At 49.4% G+C, this 15,817-nt stretch carries 14 protein-coding genes; all 14 read right to left on the minus strand.

All coding sequences use genetic code 11. The annotated features are described in order from the left end of the window. Position 1 precedes the first annotated feature (1 nt). Positions 2 to 883 (minus strand): NAD-dependent epimerase/dehydratase family protein, encoded by an 882-nt coding sequence (locus tag IEY53_RS00065; RefSeq protein ID WP_189021585.1) that lies wholly within the window; start codon positions 881 to 883, stop codon positions 2 to 4. Further along, on the minus strand, positions 884 to 1,501 hold the full coding sequence (locus IEY53_RS00070; RefSeq protein ID WP_189021586.1) for a sugar transferase: 618 nt from the start codon (positions 1,499 to 1,501) through the stop codon (positions 884 to 886). 111 nt (positions 1,502 to 1,612) lie between these two features. Next, the gene (locus IEY53_RS00075; protein ID WP_189021587.1) at positions 1,613 to 2,650 is read right to left on the minus strand and encodes a stalk domain-containing protein; all 1,038 of its coding nucleotides are present in this window, start codon (positions 2,648 to 2,650) and stop codon (positions 1,613 to 1,615) included. Positions 2,651 to 2,652: 2 nt separating this feature from the next. Further along, a complete protein-coding gene (locus tag IEY53_RS00080; protein WP_189021588.1) occupies positions 2,653 to 3,360 on the minus strand; it encodes a RodZ family helix-turn-helix domain-containing protein in 708 nt (235 codons plus the stop codon). A 25-nt stretch (positions 3,361 to 3,385) separates the two neighbouring features. After that, positions 3,386 to 5,218 carry a polysaccharide biosynthesis protein gene (locus IEY53_RS00085; protein WP_189021589.1) on the minus strand — a complete coding sequence of 611 codons (1,833 nt, stop codon included), beginning with the start codon at positions 5,216 to 5,218 and terminating at the stop codon, positions 3,386 to 3,388. 44 nt (positions 5,219 to 5,262) lie between these two features. Next, positions 5,263 to 5,949 (minus strand): CpsD/CapB family tyrosine-protein kinase, encoded by a 687-nt coding sequence (locus IEY53_RS00090; protein ID WP_189021590.1) that lies wholly within the window; start codon positions 5,947 to 5,949, stop codon positions 5,263 to 5,265. Further along, positions 5,930 to 6,709 (minus strand): YveK family protein, encoded by a 780-nt coding sequence (locus IEY53_RS00095; RefSeq protein ID WP_229695896.1) that lies wholly within the window; start codon positions 6,707 to 6,709, stop codon positions 5,930 to 5,932. Before IEY53_RS00095 ends, IEY53_RS00090 begins: the two co-directional genes overlap by 20 nt. 111 nt (positions 6,710 to 6,820) lie before the next feature. After that, the gene (locus IEY53_RS00100; RefSeq protein WP_189021592.1) at positions 6,821 to 8,836 is read right to left on the minus strand and encodes an S-layer homology domain-containing protein; all 2,016 of its coding nucleotides are present in this window, start codon (positions 8,834 to 8,836) and stop codon (positions 6,821 to 6,823) included. A 141-nt stretch (positions 8,837 to 8,977) separates the two neighbouring features. After that, positions 8,978 to 9,760: a tyrosine-protein phosphatase gene (locus IEY53_RS00105; protein WP_189021593.1), complete on the minus strand. Its 783-nt coding sequence runs from the start codon at positions 9,758 to 9,760 to the stop codon at positions 8,978 to 8,980. Between the two features lie 108 nt (positions 9,761 to 9,868). Beyond that, positions 9,869 to 10,456, minus strand: a complete 588-nt coding sequence (locus tag IEY53_RS00110; RefSeq protein WP_189021594.1) for a non-ribosomal peptide synthetase module — start codon at positions 10,454 to 10,456, stop codon at positions 9,869 to 9,871. Positions 10,457 to 10,512: 56 nt separating this feature from the next. Further along, the gene (gene yihA, locus IEY53_RS00115; protein WP_189021595.1) at positions 10,513 to 11,172 is read right to left on the minus strand and encodes a ribosome biogenesis GTP-binding protein YihA/YsxC; all 660 of its coding nucleotides are present in this window, start codon (positions 11,170 to 11,172) and stop codon (positions 10,513 to 10,515) included. Between the two features lie 12 nt (positions 11,173 to 11,184). Next, entirely contained in the window at positions 11,185 to 13,563 is a 2,379-nt protein-coding gene (lon, locus tag IEY53_RS00120) for an endopeptidase La (protein WP_189021596.1), read from the minus strand. A gap of 23 nt (positions 13,564 to 13,586) precedes the next feature. Then, positions 13,587 to 13,766, minus strand: a complete 180-nt coding sequence (locus IEY53_RS00125; RefSeq protein WP_189021597.1) for a hypothetical protein — start codon at positions 13,764 to 13,766, stop codon at positions 13,587 to 13,589. A gap of 98 nt (positions 13,767 to 13,864) precedes the next feature. Continuing rightward, entirely contained in the window at positions 13,865 to 15,568 is a 1,704-nt protein-coding gene (lonB, locus tag IEY53_RS00130) for an ATP-dependent protease LonB (protein WP_189021598.1), read from the minus strand. Positions 15,569 to 15,817: the final 249 nt, after the last annotated feature.

Genomic DNA, 15,817 nt, shown 5'->3' on the forward strand with positions numbered 1-15,817 from the left:
ATTATGCACCATCTATTTCACTTTTTTGGATTGAATCCTTGAGATTAGCAAGACTATAGTTATATTCATCATGCAGAGATATTCTAAGATCATATTTCAAGTTACCAAATATTTTTTTTGTTATATCAAATTGATTTCCCAACAATTTTATAGGAATTGCGAAGAACTTTGAAAATAATAGCCTTCTATTATTAATAGATGAAACTAACTTCACTAATTCAACCGTAGAAATATATTCTTTATTCTGAGGAAAAAAGATTCCATTTTTCCGACTAAGTAACAACCATCTTATAAATTCTGATAAATTATCTATAAATATCATACTTCTTTTATTTTCTATAGAAGGAAATAAGGGCGATTTAAGAGCTATTTTTCTCAACCGTGTATAATTTCCAGGACAGTTGTATCCATATATCATCGGTGCTCTTATAATAGCTATTTTAAATTCCTCACAATCCATTTTTAATATTTCTTCTTCAGCAGCAAGCTTGCTTTTTCCATAAAAAGACGTTGGCTTACATTCCGTATAATCATAAATAACTGTATCTTGACCAATAAGTCCTTCAAGTCCGTATACAGACATACTACTCATAAAAAGAAACTGTCCTACTCCATCTTGTTGAGCCTTTTTCGCTATAGATATTGCCAAATCTTTATTCACTCTGAAATATAACTGTTCGTTCTCTGGTTTCTCTTTCTTATGAACAACAGCAGCAACATGGATTATTGCTTTATATTGAGAGAAATCATGCTCTTTCCACGCTTCTCCCCTTACCGATAACTCTTCCACTTCATACTGCTCCGGCCACTGCTTTACCCAGTTGATGAAGCTAGTACCAATATAACTTCCCTTACCCGTGATCAGAATCTTCTTCTTGTCCATTTATAACGAAACTCCTTTGGTGGTTGGAGATGCCTCCGGTTCAACTGCTCCTTCTCTCACACCATCAGATTTTAGAACACTCAGGATCGTCATGCAGAATACTTTAAGATCGAACCAAAAAGATAGTCTTCCTGTGTACTCTCCATCGAACCTTGCCTTATCTTCATTCGGGATTTCATCCCGCCCATTGATCTGCGCCCATCCCGTCAACCCAGGTTTGATATCATTCGCCCCATACTTATCACGCTCAGCGATCAAATCATATTGGTTCCAAAGCGCTGGGCGTGGTCCGACAACGCTCATATCGCCTTTGAGGATGTTAATAATCTGCGGCAACTCATCAAGGCTGGTCTTCCGCAGAAACTTGCCTACCTTTGTGATGAAAGAATCAGGGTCCTGCAATAAATGTGTTGGCATATCACTAGGAGTATCTGTCCGCATCGTTCTGAATTTCAGAATATAGAATTCAGTCTTATACTTACCGAGACGCTTTTGCTTAAATAAGACAGGCCCCTTTGAAGTCAACTTGATAGTTATTGCAATGACCAAGAAAAAAGGCCATAACAGGAGAAGTCCGATTAGAGCCAGCATAAAATCAATCATTTGTTTAAATACCATATAAGGTCTCATCTAATCACCTAATCCTTAGAACTCTTTGCTATGTAATCCCATCCCTTAACCCAATTAAGGGATGGATTTCAATAATTAATCAAAACCATCTCTTGCAACTTACCCACCAAGCAAAGCCTTCCCCTTCTCTACCGATGCATTAAACTCGTTTCTATACTCAACAATAATCGCTGTGTCATAGCCGTTTTTGTTTAGTTTTTGTTCAGCATCAGCCACTATACTATTAAAACTGGATGTGAATGAGGCAAGTTGCTGCTTGCCCTTGGCGATCAGCTCTTGTTTGGTTGCATCGTCCGTAGCCCTTATATACTCAATAACAGTGCTTCCTAGCGCAGACTCGGCTTCTGCTTTCAAAGCATACAGCTTGGCTTCGGTATCGCTGGTAATACTCTCATAAGATATCTTGCCGCTGGATGTTCCTCCACCGGTTCCTCCGGTTGATCCTGGAGCTGCTGTGCTATTAGGTGCCGGTGTAGCCTTGGGCGCTGGAGTAGAGCTTCCTCCCCGACTGGAGCCATTGTTGTTTAGCGGATCATTTCCGCCAGTGTTTGCTCCTGATTCCTGATATGCCGTGGAGGCCGAAGTAATTGTTTTTGTTTTCGGATCCCAGCTAATGGAATTCCCTGCGGATTCCGATAAAAAACGTAACGGCACATACAGGGAGCCATTCAAGATAAAGCTGGATTGGCCCTCGGGTAGTTTTTTGACAGAGCCGTTAAATACATAGCTGGCTTTAACCGCGTTAAGTGTTACACTTTTGGCTGTAAATTTAGCCGCTTCATTATTTTTTGCGTTCATTACATATTCTTTAATAACCACTAGTTCAGAAGCGGTTGGTTCTGCTACGGTAACTTTAACGTTTTTGGCATCCCAGGCTACGCTTTTTTGCAGTGCATAGGACATGAAGCGCAGAGGTACATGAGTAGTATTGTTATACATGAACACCACTTGTCCTGCTGGAGGCTGGAGACTCACCCCGTCAAAGACCATTTTGACATCCATGGACTTTACTTTAATCGTATTCGTAGCAGTCGTCTCTGCAGCTGATGCAGACAAAGGTGCTTTAGCTGTCAATGGTGCTACGCCAATCAACATCACTAGCAATAGCGCCGCAGCTGAAACCTTAATGTTCGACATTTTTATTCACTTCCTTTTTCATTAGCTTCTTTCATTTGCTCTTCTTCTTTAACAGCTTGATCATGTGTAATTCCACGGCTAACCCCGTACTTCTTGGCAATTTGGGATAGCTCATTGTATTGTTCTTCTGAGACTTTACCGAGAATTATTTGACGAGCTTCACGCTTCTCTTCGACAGTTAAGCCGCCGCTAGCCAACTCTTGCAGCCGCTTGATATCTGAGACGCTTAATTGGCCTAATACGATGGAAGCGACGTCAGCTTTATCTTTGACTGTAACATTCTCTTGAATGGCTTTGGCCTTGTCTGTGGATACCTGTGCACTGTAACCATCTGGTGACTCTGTAGCAGCAGGAGCCTCTGTCTTGGCTGGCTGACTCGCTGCTGGGGCAGTAGTCCCTTTGGCGATATTCGGTGTAGTTGTACCTGTACCTTCCGCTACTGGCGTTGTGGCTGGCGCGGAAGCTGGTTCTGTAGTTGGTGCTGGAACTGTGCTGTCGGTAGCTGCCGGAGCATCAGTGGACGCAGGTTGATCGACTTGACCTCCACCCGTAGCTGTCGTCTCCTCGGCCTCCAAGTCAAAACCTTCAGCCATGGAGTTCATCAGTTTGTCTACGGCGTAGTTGGCGGCAAACAATCCACCGACTGCAAGTACAACAACAACAGACAACGTCCATAATACAATCTTTTTCCATCTTTTTTTCTTGCCCATGTGGGAATCCCCCATTATGAATTGATTAGCTAATTGCGGCTTGAGCGACAGGCTGCATCGGAACAATCTGGTTAATGACTTCGCGGATGACATCCCCGTCCTCGGCCAGTACACGTTCGAGGCGTTTGAACTCCAGCTCCAGCTGATTCTGGCTAAGCACCGCTGGTCTGCCGATGAAAATCCGGTCATGTGTGGTAGAACCCAGGTTCTCCTCGTCGGTCAGCAGCTCTTCATAGAGCTTCTCGCCTTCACGGATGCCGGAGAACTTAATCTCGATATCTTTGTAAGGCTCGTAACCGGACAAAGTAATTAGATCCTCGGCCAGAGTCAGAATCTTCACCGGTTGTCCCATATCAAGGACGAAGACCTCGCCGCCATTCGCGAAGGAGCCGGATTGGATCACCAGCTGCACCGCTTCCGGAATCGTCATAAAATAACGGACCATCTCGGGATGTGTGACCGTTACCGGACCACCCGCTGCAATTTGCTGCTTGAACGCGGGAATTACACTGCCGCGGCTGCCCAGCACATTGCCGAAGCGGACTGCCGAGAACTTGGTCTGACTGGTGGTATTGAGACTCTGCACATACATTTCTGCGATGCGTTTGGTTGCGCCCATCACACTGGTAGGATTGACCGCTTTGTCTGATGAGATCAGCACAAAACGTTCTGCTGCGAATTTGTCAGCACAATCAGCTACATTCCGGGTCCCAAAAACGTTGTTTTTGATTGCTTCCGACGGGTTGCGTTCCATCAAGGGAACGTGCTTATGCGCTGCCGCATGAAAGACGACCTGCGGCTTGTGGCTACGGAAGACATCCATCATCCGGGTACGGTCCTGCACATCGGCGATTACCGTCACGATGTTCAGTTCCGGGAAGCTTTTGCGCAATTCCATTTCAATCGTATAAATACTGTTCTCTCCGTGCCCGAGCAGCAGCAGCTTGTCCGGTGCAAAAGGTGAAATCTGCCGGCACAGCTCCGAACCAATCGATCCGCCCGCCCCTGTAACGAGTACGGTCTTCTGATGAACATAACCCAGGATGCCGTTCAGATCAGCGACCACTGGCTCACGTCCGAGCAAGTCCTCCACACTAACATCCCGCAGCTTTTTGACGGATATTTTGCCTGAGATCAAGTCATTCAGAGCCGGGATAATCTTCAGCTTGGCCCCTGTTTTCTTGGCGAGATTAATAATCTCCGAGATTTCAGTGCGCGAGACGGAAGGCATGGCAATAATGATCTCGTGGATGTCGCGTTCCTTTACCAGGCTGGGAATGGCATAACGGTTGCCAAGTACAGGCACGCCCAATACAGACATATGGTATTTGTTCACACTGTCGTCAATGAAACCAACGATCTTTGTGTGGGCAAAGGTAGGTCCCATCATTTCCCGCGCAATTAAGGTACCGCAGTCGCCTGCTCCCACAATCAGGGTATGCGTCTGGGTATCCTTATAGCTGATTCGTTCATTGCGGAACAATCTCCACAGGAAACGCACGCCGCCTACAAGTACCAATATCGTCTCTACCGACCTCACTACTACTCCGAACGGAATACGTTCCGGAAGAATAAGGAAGGCTATGCCGTAAGAGAGCAGCGCTCCCACCAGAATAGCCTTAACGACAGACACAATTTCCCCGATACTTGCGTACTGCCACATTCGCCGGTACAGACCGAAATAGATCAGGCTGCCTCCAAAGGTTACAGTAGAGATGATTCCGTACGCGTACATTTGGGTAATATAATCCTTGGGAATATCGTCGTAGAACCGGAACATATACGAGGTAACGATACTGAACCAGATGATCGCAAGATCAATGAAGAATAAGAGCACCACTCTAGTTTTCGCTGTCATTTTCAGTGCCTCCAAAAATAACATTTTCCCCGTACGTAACCGGGTTAATTTCCGTAGTAATAATAATAGTAACCTTCGCTTGCTTTGCGTTTCACATTATTCAGCACTACACCAAGCATCTTTGCACCCACCCGGTCCAGGCCGGCTTTGGCTTTGGCTGCGATATCACGTTTCACTTTGCCGTAGCTGACTACCATAATGACACCATCGCTTTTGGAAGCAACAATCTGCGCATCGGTAACAGCGAGCAGCGGCGGAGTATCAATCAGAATCATATCGAAACGTTGGCGCAGCTCCTGCAGCACCGTGGTCATGCGGTTGGAAGCCATCATTTCGGCCGGATTCGGCGGTATGGGTCCCGAAGTCATCAGATACAAATTCGGTACTCCCGATTCCTGAACTACATTCTCCAGGTTCGCCTGTTGCGAGAGCAATGAAGAGAGTCCAAAGCGGTTGCTCAGCGAAAAGGTCTTGTGTGCTGTCGGCTTGCGCATATCCGCATCGATCAGCAGAACCTTCTTGTCTGCTTGTGCATAAGCGGCCGCCAGGTTGGCCGATACCGTCGATTTGCCTTCTTCCGGACCGGATGATGTAACCATAATAACCTGAATCTGTTCATCTACTGAGGAAAAATCAATATTGGTCCGCAAGGCCCGAAACGCTTCGGAGATCGGCGACCGGGGATTTGTGACCGTAATCAGATGACGCTGCTTATTTGGAAGCTGTGACATGTTCAAGTTCCCCTGCCTTTCTCGGCTGCTGTGTCTGTGCTTGCGAAGCTGTCTGCTTGCCCTCTTCCTGCCCTACTCTTGTAATCATTGCAATGGTTGGCAGCCCCAGATATTTCTCAATATCCGCTTCTGTCTTCAGTGTATCGTCCATGTATTCGAGCAGGAAGGCAATTCCTAATCCAATCATCAACGAAACTACAAATGCGATCGCCAGATTAAGCATTACGTTCGGTTCTACAGGTCCCGGAGCAACAGGCGGGTCCAGCTTGGCCTCATTCAGAATGGATACATTCTGTACATTGAACAGGGATGGGATCTCTTGTTTGAATACCTGGGAAATAGCATTCACTATTTTTGCGGCTTGGCTGTATGAATTATCTCGAACGACAAGTGTCATCACCTGCGTATTGTTTACAGAACTCACATTTACCTTCTTCAGCAACTCTTCCGTAGTGATATTGAATTCCGGGTAGTCCTGAATGACGATATCCAAAATGGCAGGGGTCTTGATAATTTCCTTATACGTATTAATCAGCTGAATATTGGTATTGATCTGGTTCAGGTCAAGCTGTGCCATTGTGGACTGTGTTGGGGTCTGGTTGACAATAATCTTCGTTGATGCTTCATATACCGGGTTCTTGATATACAGACTGTACACCCCGGCTAGAATACACGCCACTACTACAATACTCGCGATTAACCAAAGTCTTTTCCTGACAATCCGGAAATAGTCGCGAAGATCCAATTCTTGTGATGACACGTTAACTTCCCTCCAAGCTGCTCTAATAAAATAGACATACAACTTATAAATTATGTTCCCTCTGAAAAAAAGGCCCCCTCTCACCTGCATGAGAGGAGGCAGTTAACAATCTTACTTGAAGTTAATCGTACGATAGATGATTACGGCCGCTTCAGCGCGGGTAGCTGTATCGTTAGGGTTGAATTTGCCGGCATTGCCGATAACCAGGTTATGGCTTGCTGCAAAAGCAACGCCTTCCTTCAGGGAAGCTGCGATTTTGGAAGCATCTTTGAACCCGTTCAGCGCGGATGCTGGTGCAGTTTCAGTCAGACCCTTCTCTGCTTTGAGGGCACGGGAGATCATTGTCGCCATCTCAGCACGGGTGATCGTTGCAGTCGGATCGAATTTGGAATTACCGCGGCCAGTAATGATACCTTTCTCAGCAGCAACCGCTACATATGGTGCATACCATGCAGTGGAGCTAACATCTGTGAAGGTTTGAGCTGCGGAGTTGTTCTCCAAATTCAAGGCACGAATCAGCATTTTAGCGAATTCAGCACGGGTTACATTGCTCTTCGGAGCAAATTTGCTATCGCCGATGCCTTCAATAGCGCCTTTAGCGGCAACTACTTGAATTTGTCTGCCAGCCCATGCTTGAACCTTGCTGATATCGTTGAAGCTCACTTTGTTCTCCAGTACGGCGTAAGTGGAGAATGTATCCCGTGGTTCGATGATGTATTCTCCATCAACTACCCCACCTTGGAAATCCAGCTTGTTGTATACGAGCTTGCCAACGGACAACAATTCTTTGTCCAGGCCAGTTGTGTTCTTAAGCGGCAGCTTGATAGTGATCGGTTGCTTGAAGACGGTTGTAGCCACTCCGCCCACAGTCACATTGAAATCATATACACTGGAAGCCAGCTTCTGCTTGCTCACGTTAGTGATTGTCGAATCATCCAAAGTGGATACCGTCAATGTCACTGCATCGCTGAACTGTCCTACAGGAATCGTTACAGTCAAACCATTGAAGGTAATAGCAATGTTAGCGATTCCTCTGGCTTTGGCAGCTTCAATAATAACTTTGGACAATGGAACTTCAACCGTTTTGGCATTGACCGTTCCCAGGTTCAGGGTCAAGGTCAGGCCACTTTTTCCAGGGTTGGCTGCAACAAGTGCGTCGAAGGCTTTGATGACATCAGCGTCTACCAGTTTCAGCGTAGCTTTGTCGCCCACGATGAATACCAGCTTGGAGACATCGTAGATGCCCGGTGTTGCTGTTGGGTTGGTTACCGGTGTAGTTACTACGCCGCCACCACCACCGCCGCCGCTTCCGCCAGTACCTGGGTTAACTCCCAGTCCGAATGCACGGATGTAAGCGGTAGCCAATGCTTTTGCAGCAGGTTTGGCGGATGTAATCTCTGTACTCAGGTTCTTCAAGGTTTGCTTGACATCACCTTTAGTGATACCAAGGTTGTATACCACTTGGCTAACGGTAGCTGCACCGTCAGATCCGATTCTGTTATCCATTACCTTATCAATCGCTTCGTTCAGAAGTGCTTCCTGGCCGTTTGGATTGCTGACAATCTCCAACAGCTCTGCAGTAGTCTTGCTGCTGATTAGAGCACGAAGCTCAGCTTCCACACCGCCAGTGCCCAGCAGGAATTCGATCAGGTCATCAACGGTAAGATTGGCTACACCCGCTTTGGCAGCGATGCCTTTCAGCAGTGCTATGTTCTTCTCGTCATAACGAATCTCTTTAAGCTTGGCAAAATCATTATCAATTGCATAGACATCATAGACTACGCTGGAAACGCTTGTGAACAGCTTATGTGAGGTTTGCACATCAGGACCACTCAGAGCAAGCTTGGCCAGAATCGGCTCGAAAATAGCCTCGTATTTAGCTTGGCTAATGCTGCCGGCTTCGGTTTGGTATTTCAGCAGGGCTTGTTTCTCGGTATCTGTCAACGCATTGTAAAGCTTTACAATATTCGCCTTCACATCAGCATTGCTGATGGAAGCAGCTGAAGCCGTTCCTGTGAATCCCAATTGTTGAGCCAGACCTTTGCCGCTGAGCGGAATACCCGCTACAGTTGCCGCTGCCATACTTACTGCTAGCGTGGATACTGCCAATTTCTTCTTCAATGTCACTTTTAGTCCACCTCTTCTTATGTAATAGAATACCAGGTACTACTGTTGCCGGAGTGTAAAAAATCATCTCTTGTTTACACAATCCAGCAAAATATAACAATAACCCAATAAAAACCATTCTACCATCAATTTAGGGATTGGTCAGCCCTTTCGCGAAAAAAAACCAAAAATTTTATGACGTTTTGTGTGGACTCGTGTATAATCCCCTGGAATTATAGCCGAATTCGCCACAATATGCTGTGCGTTTCTGCGGAAATAGTCGTTGGCTTCGGCTCCCAATTCTTTGTCCAGGAAGGCGTGCGCTTCACTCAGGCCAAAAGGCCGGTGCGCACAGTCATGGGCATCGGACGCAATGACATGAACCAGGTTCCTGCGGCACAATTCGAGAGACAGCTTCTGCAGCTTGCTTCCGAATGCACCGGCCAGACTTTGTGCAGTCACTTGTCCAAGGACCCCCAGTTCCATCAGGCTCTCCAGCCTGGACGGATCCGAAGCCACTTCAGCGTTGCGCTCCGGGTGGGCAATCACCGGTACGAAACCCTGAATCACCAGCTCATGGCAGACTTCTGCCATATTGCGGGGAATCCGCGAGGAGGGCATCTCCAGCAGCATATAACGCGAACCCGCCAGACTCAGCAGCTCGCCTTGCTCCAGATCATAGAGCAGATCGCCATAGACTCGAATCTCCTGACCCGGGAGCACCTGCAGCGGAATGTTATTCTGATGAAGTCTCTCATTCATCAGTTCCACGGCTTGCCGGATACCCGGTCCGGAATTCATATATTGTCCGTTGGCATGATGCGGCGTGGCGATAACGGTAGTGATTCCGTCCGCATGAGCGTCTTTTGCCATCGCGAGTGCGGCTTCCCAATCGGCCGCCCCGTCGTCCATAAAGGGTAAGATGTGGCTATGAATATCTATCATATGCATTCTATCGGTCCTTTCTGCTAGAATATTTAGTTTTTCAGCAAAAAAATACAACCATTTCACTAGGAAATGATTGCCAAGGGTGCTGCAGTCCCACCAGCTTCTTCAGGCTTCCAATTGAAATAGCCGTACAGCAGCAGCTTGCAGTTCTCTGTCTATCTTCATAATCTCGCTATTCAGGGAAGCGGTATTGCGCCGATCCAGCAGCAGGTTGACCCTGCCCCTAAGTTCACCGATTTCCCGTTCAATGGTATCAGCCTGAAATAACCGTTGCATTTCGGCCACCGTGTGCCTGTGCTGATAGATCCGCTTGCAGCCGTTCTCCGTCAGCTCGGAGATTTGGCGGACTGAACCCTGTACATATTCATAAATCATTGTAAAGCCCTTGTAAATACGGTTCACCGTGCCCGTCCCCTTATAGGTAACGAACAGCTTGCGGACCGCATTGTTCAAATGGGGATTAACTACCCTGCAGGAAAGCGCACAGATGTACATGCTGCCTTTACGTTCAAAGGACAAGTGAACTTCCTCTCCCTGAGCCTCCTCCAGAACGACCTCCTGTTCTCCGCCTCCGAGCACTTTCACACGGTGACTGATATAAGAAGTATCCGCCGAGAGCAGAAACTGGTTCAACTGAAATTCTGTCATTTGCAGCGTTGCATTCACATATTCCGTAGCCAATCGCTGAGCCATAACATCCCTCAATTCTTGGTAACAACTTATTCCGGATTATACAATAAAAGAGCGCTTTAAACTTCTGATGACTCCTCTTGATGCCGTGCTTCTTCTTCTGTTGCCTGAGCCTCTTGCGCTTCTTCCTGTGAAGCCAAAAGATAGCCGTCCAAAAGTCCCCACAGCTCATCTTTGCCGAGCCCGATCTCCGAAGAGAACGGAATAAAGTTATCCCCCGGCAGGACGCCGAGCTCCTGCTTCATAATTTTGATATGTTTAGGCCAGCGGGTCTTGGGAATTTTGTCAGCCTTGGTGGCCACAACACACAATGGGAGATCATAATGCTTCAGCCAGTCGAACATCATCTTGTCGTTGCTTGTAGGCGGGTGGCGCAGATCAACGATCAGCAGCACAAGCTTCAGCGTATCCCGCTCCGACAGGTATTTCTCGACCATTTTACCCCAGACAGCGCGTTGGGTCTTGGATACCTTCGCATACCCGTAGCCCGGAAAGTCAACAAAATACATACTCTCATTAATCCGGTAATAGTTCATATGCTGCGTTTTCCCCGGGGTAGAACTGGTCCGGGCCAGATTTTTGCGGCTAATCATCCGGTTAATAAGGGAGGATTTCCCTACATTGGAGCGCCCTGCCAGAGCAATCTCCGGCAAGGCATCATCAGGGTATTGATCAGGGCCGACGGCACTGATTATAAATTCGGCTTGGTTAACTTTCATAAGACTTCCTTTCTAATGCACACTTCTCTGTGTCTCACTGCTTATTTCCATACTTGGCTCCACCAGACTCTCTTCCACCAGCGCATGCAGCAGAACCTGATCCATATGGGATACCGGCACGAACTCTACATCATTTCTGACACTGTCCGGAATTTCCTTCAGATCACGCTCATTGTCCTTGGGCAGCAGAATTTTCTTGTAACCCGCCCGGTGGGCAGCCAGCGATTTCTCCTTCAGGCCGCCGATGGGCAGCACACGTCCGCGCAGCGTAATTTCACCAGTCATGGCTACATCCTTGGACACATACCGTTTGGTGAGGGCCGAGATGAGCGCCGTGGCAATCGTAATACCCGCAGACGGACCGTCTTTCGGAATGGCTCCTTCCGGAATGTGGATATGAATATCGATTTTCTCATAAAAATCGGGCTGGAGTCCCAGCTCATCCGCCTTCGACCGGGTATAACTGAAGGCGGCCTGCGCCGACTCCTTCATCACATCGCCCAGCTGGCCGGTAAGAGTCAGCTTCCCGGTCCCCGGTACCACTGTAACTTCAATCAGCAGCGTATCGCCGCCGACCTCGGTCCAGGCCAGCCCGGTCACGGTACCGATCTGATTCTCCAGCTCAGCCATACCGTAACGGTATTTCGAGGCTCCCAGGTAATCCTTGATGTCCTCCGGAAGAATTGTTACTTCCTCCTTGTCCGTGGATACGATCTGCTTGGCAGCTTTGCGGCATAGCGCAGCAATCTGCTGTTCCAGGTTCCGCACTCCGGATTCCCGCGTATATTCACGGATCATCCGCAGCAGGGTATCCTCGGCAATCTGCAGCTGCGATTCCTCCAGCCCATGATTCTTCTTCTGTTTGGGCAGCAAATAACGGCTGGCAATCTGCAGCTTCTCAAGCTCGGTATAACCGGGAATATGCAGCATTTCCATCCGGTCCAGCAATGGACGCGGAATATTATGCACCGTATTCGCAGTCGTTACGAACATAACGTTCGACAGGTCAAACGGCAGCTCTACAAAATGGTCGCTGAACGTATTGTTCTGCTCCGGATCAAGAACCTCCAGCAGCGCAGCCGACGGATCGCCGCGGAAATCCGCCGCCATCTTGTCGATCTCATCGAGCAGGAAGACCGGATTCATGCTGCCGGCAGTCTTCATGCCTTGAATGATCCGCCCCGGCATTGCACCGACATAGGTGCGTCGGTGACCGCGGATCTCCGCCTCATCCCGCACACCGCCCAGCGAGATGCGGACGAACTTGCGGCTTAGGGAGCGGGCGATGGAGCGGGCCAGTGAGGTTTTGCCCACACCGGGAGGCCCTACCAGACATAGAATCGGACCTTTCAGCTGTTTCACCAGCTTCTGGACCGCAAGATATTCGAGCACCCGCTCTTTCGGCTTCTCCAGACCATAGTGATCGGCATCCAGCACTTCTTCCGCCTTCACAATATCCAGATCATCTTCGGTCCACTCGCCCCACGGAAGACTCAGCAGCCAATCCACATAGTTGCGGATGACGCCGCCTTCTGCCGAGCTTGCCGGCATTTTCTCAAGACGGTCGATTTCCTTCTCGATCTTCTCCTTGACGCGCTCCGGCAGATTCTTCTCTTCCAGCTGACTCCGCAGCTCTTCCGCTTCGCCGGCCCGGCCTTCCTTGTCGCCAAGCTCCTTCTGGATCGCTTTCATCTGCTCGCGCAGATAATATTCCTTCTGGGTCTTCTCCATTTGTTTCTTGACACGCTGATTGATCTTGCGCTCCAGCTCCAGCACTTCACGCTCGTTGTTCAGGATATCGAGCAGCTTCTCCAGACGCTTGCGGACATCAATGGTCTCCAGAATCTCCTGTTTGTCCTTGATCTTCAGCGCCAAATGGCTGGTGATTACATCGGCCAGACGGCCGGGTTCCTCAATATCGGATACTGCGGCCAGCGTCTCAGGTGTGACTTTCTTTGACAAGGTAATGTAGTGCTCGAACTGGTTCAGCACCGTCCGCATCAAAGCGTCGCTCTCCTGATCCCCGTCTTCTTCTTCCGGCAGCTCGCGGGCCAGGACCTCATAGAACTCTTCATTGTCGGTATATTGAAGAATCTCGGCCCGCTCCACACCTTCTACGAGTACACGGATGGTGCCGTTGGGCAGCTTCAGCATCTGGCGCACATTCGCGACAGTGCCCACCCGAAAAATATCTTCCTGCCCCGGCTCTTCAATATTCACTTCCGACTGGGAACAGAGGAGAATTAAATTATCATCAACCATAGCTTTTTCCAGCGCCCGAACTGACTTCTCGCGTCCCACATCCAGATGAAGAACCATGCTGGGATACACAAGAAGACCTCTAAGCGGCAATAAAGGAAAACGACGACCTTTGGATTTGCTTTGTATCATCGCTTTCGCACCTCCCATGGCTCTCAAGTAGTGTCATATTCATTCATTCTAACAAAAGCGGCATCAAAACACCAACGATCTGCAAGCTGCCCTTTTTTTCGCATGACACCGGAGAACACGTGTAGCTCTACAGTATCAGCTTTGTTCGCAGCCAAAGAATGCCTAACAACGGTTTTAAGATGCCCTAAATATGCAGTTCCCATTTAAAAAAGGAAGCAGCAGATCACCTGCGCTTCCCGTTCGATTCATTTCAGTGCAGATTCATTTCAGTGCAGCTGCCGCCGGTTCTAAGACCAGCCTCTTAAACCTGTTCCCCAGCCGCATCTGCTTTGAGCAGGGACGGAGACGAGGAGAATGTCTCACCTGCGACTGCAGGCAGCCGGACATCCGCCGTGTCGGCTCCGAACAGATGGCGGAACACTTCTTCTACCGTCTCCATCGGAAGCACCCGCAGCGGTGCGAGATCAGCGAACAACGACTGCCAGTTCTCTTTGGGAATCAGGACGGTAGTCGCTCCTGCCTGAAAAGCTGCCTCGACCTTGGCGATCACACCGCCCACCGGCTTAACCCGGCCGTGAATACCGATCTCACCGGTGATGGCCACTGTGTTGTCCACGGGCAGCCTGCGGATGGCGGAGACAATCGCCACCGCCATGGCCACACCCGCCGACGGGCCGTCGATTGGTGTCCCCCCGGGGAAATTCACATGTAGATCATACCGGTCGGGGTCAAGGTTCATGGTGCGGAGTACGGTCAGCACATTTTCGACCGAGCCTTTGGCCATACTTTTGCGGCGAATGGTGCGGGAACCGCCGCCTATCTCTTCTTCATCCACCACGCCGGTTACGTTCAACCGGCCTTGACCATTTGCTACCGGAACTGCCGATACCTCGATCTCCAGCAGGGTGCCCATGCCCGGCCCATATACGGCAAGCCCGTTGACCAAGCCCACTTGGGGAGCAGACGGAATTCTGCGCTCCGTCCGCAGCGGCAGTTGGCTGCTGCCTGCCACCCACTCGACATCGGCTGCGCTGAGCGTGTCACGTTCTTCTGTCAGCGCCAGCCCCGCCGCCAGCTGGATCATGTTCACGGCTTCACGCCCGTTTGTGGCATACTGCTGCACCACAGTAACCGCTTCAGGGCTGGGCTTCAGCCCAATCTTCTGAATCGCATCCCGGCCAATCACGGCGACCTCATCCGGCAATAACGGGCGGAAATAAATCTCCATGCAGCGGGAACGCAGCGCGGGCGAGATCTCTTCCGGCGAGCGGGTCGTAGCACCAACCAGACGGAAATCCGCAGGCAGCCCATTTTGAAAAATATCATGGATATACGCCGGAGTATTGCTGTCCTCCGAATTATAATAGGCGCTTTCGAGCAGCACCTTCCGGTCTTCCAGCACTTTCAGCAGCTTATTCATCTGAATCGGATGCAGTTCCCCGATCTCATCCAGGAACAAAATACCTCCATGCGCCTTCGTCACCGCACCGGGCTTGGGCTGCGGCACACCCGCCACTCCCATCGCTCCCGCTCCCTGATATATCGGGTCATGCACGGAACCAATCAGCGGATCGGCAATGCCCCGTTCGTCAAAGCGGGCAGTCGTAGCATCAATTTCGGTGAACTTGGCATCCTTTTTGAAGGGGGACAGGACGTTTTTTTTCGCTTCTTCCATAACCACACGCGCCGCTGCAGTCTTGCCGACACCCGGCGGGCCGTAGATAATCACATGCTGGGGATTGGCGCTGCAAAGCGCGGCCTTCAAGGCTTTCAGCCCATCCTTTTGCCCGACAATATCCCCGATGGAAGCAGGCCGGGTCTTCTCCGACAACGGTTTGGTCAAAGAGATCATCCGCATTTTCCGCAGCTTGTCCAGTTCCTTGCGCGACTCCCGGTCCACCGCCGTCTTATTGGTCTTCTGGCCCCGCAGCAGATTCCAAAAATAAACGCCGATAACCAGCGCAAAAAAGAGCTGCACGATCATCAGCAATATGCTTAATTCCATAGGTCATCCTCCTGTTTCGTTCAGTCTACCTTTCTCACCCCAGGCTACTACTAGGTAGTATAGCCGTTTCACTCATTCGTAAACGCGGCAAAGCCCGATTTATGAAATTACTGGGCAAAACAGGGGATAATGGACTGGCCCGAAGCAAATAAGCAACTGATCTGGGGCGGGAGAGCAAGGTTGAAGAGGACTCGTCATGAGCTTAATACAAACAGCCCCTTTGGAAGTGCACGGCGGAGAATGGAGCTG

Origin of the sequence: Paenibacillus albidus (assembly GCF_014644435.1) — a bacterium.
Classification (GTDB): Bacteria; Bacillota; Bacilli; order Paenibacillales; family Paenibacillaceae; genus Paenibacillus_AQ; species Paenibacillus_AQ albidus.

Bases quoted from the DNA above. Each gene is read 5' to 3' on its own strand.
- lon (WP_189021596.1), bottom strand. From the start codon at position 13,563: ATGATACAAAGCAAATCCAAAGGTCGTCGTTTTCCTTTATTGCCGCTT.
- lonB (WP_189021598.1), bottom strand. From the start codon at position 15,568: ATGGAATTAAGCATATTGCTGATGATCGTGCAGCTCTTTTTTGCGCTG.
- IEY53_RS00065 (WP_189021585.1), bottom strand. From the start codon at position 883: ATGGACAAGAAGAAGATTCTGATCACGGGTAAGGGAAGTTATATTGGT.
- yihA (WP_189021595.1), bottom strand. From the start codon at position 11,172: ATGAAAGTTAACCAAGCCGAATTTATAATCAGTGCCGTCGGCCCTGAT.
- IEY53_RS00075 (WP_189021587.1), bottom strand. From the start codon at position 2,650: ATGTCGAACATTAAGGTTTCAGCTGCGGCGCTATTGCTAGTGATGTTG.
- IEY53_RS00110 (WP_189021594.1), bottom strand. From the start codon at position 10,456: ATGGCTCAGCGATTGGCTACGGAATATGTGAATGCAACGCTGCAAATG.
- IEY53_RS00105 (WP_189021593.1), bottom strand. From the start codon at position 9,760: ATGATAGATATTCATAGCCACATCTTACCCTTTATGGACGACGGGGCG.
- IEY53_RS00080 (WP_189021588.1), bottom strand. From the start codon at position 3,360: ATGGGCAAGAAAAAAAGATGGAAAAAGATTGTATTATGGACGTTGTCT.
- IEY53_RS00125 (WP_189021597.1), bottom strand. From the start codon at position 13,766: ATGGGAACTGCATATTTAGGGCATCTTAAAACCGTTGTTAGGCATTCT.
- IEY53_RS00090 (WP_189021590.1), bottom strand. From the start codon at position 5,949: ATGTCACAGCTTCCAAATAAGCAGCGTCATCTGATTACGGTCACAAAT.
- IEY53_RS00070 (WP_189021586.1), bottom strand. From the start codon at position 1,501: ATGGTATTTAAACAAATGATTGATTTTATGCTGGCTCTAATCGGACTT.
- IEY53_RS00085 (WP_189021589.1), bottom strand. From the start codon at position 5,218: ATGACAGCGAAAACTAGAGTGGTGCTCTTATTCTTCATTGATCTTGCG.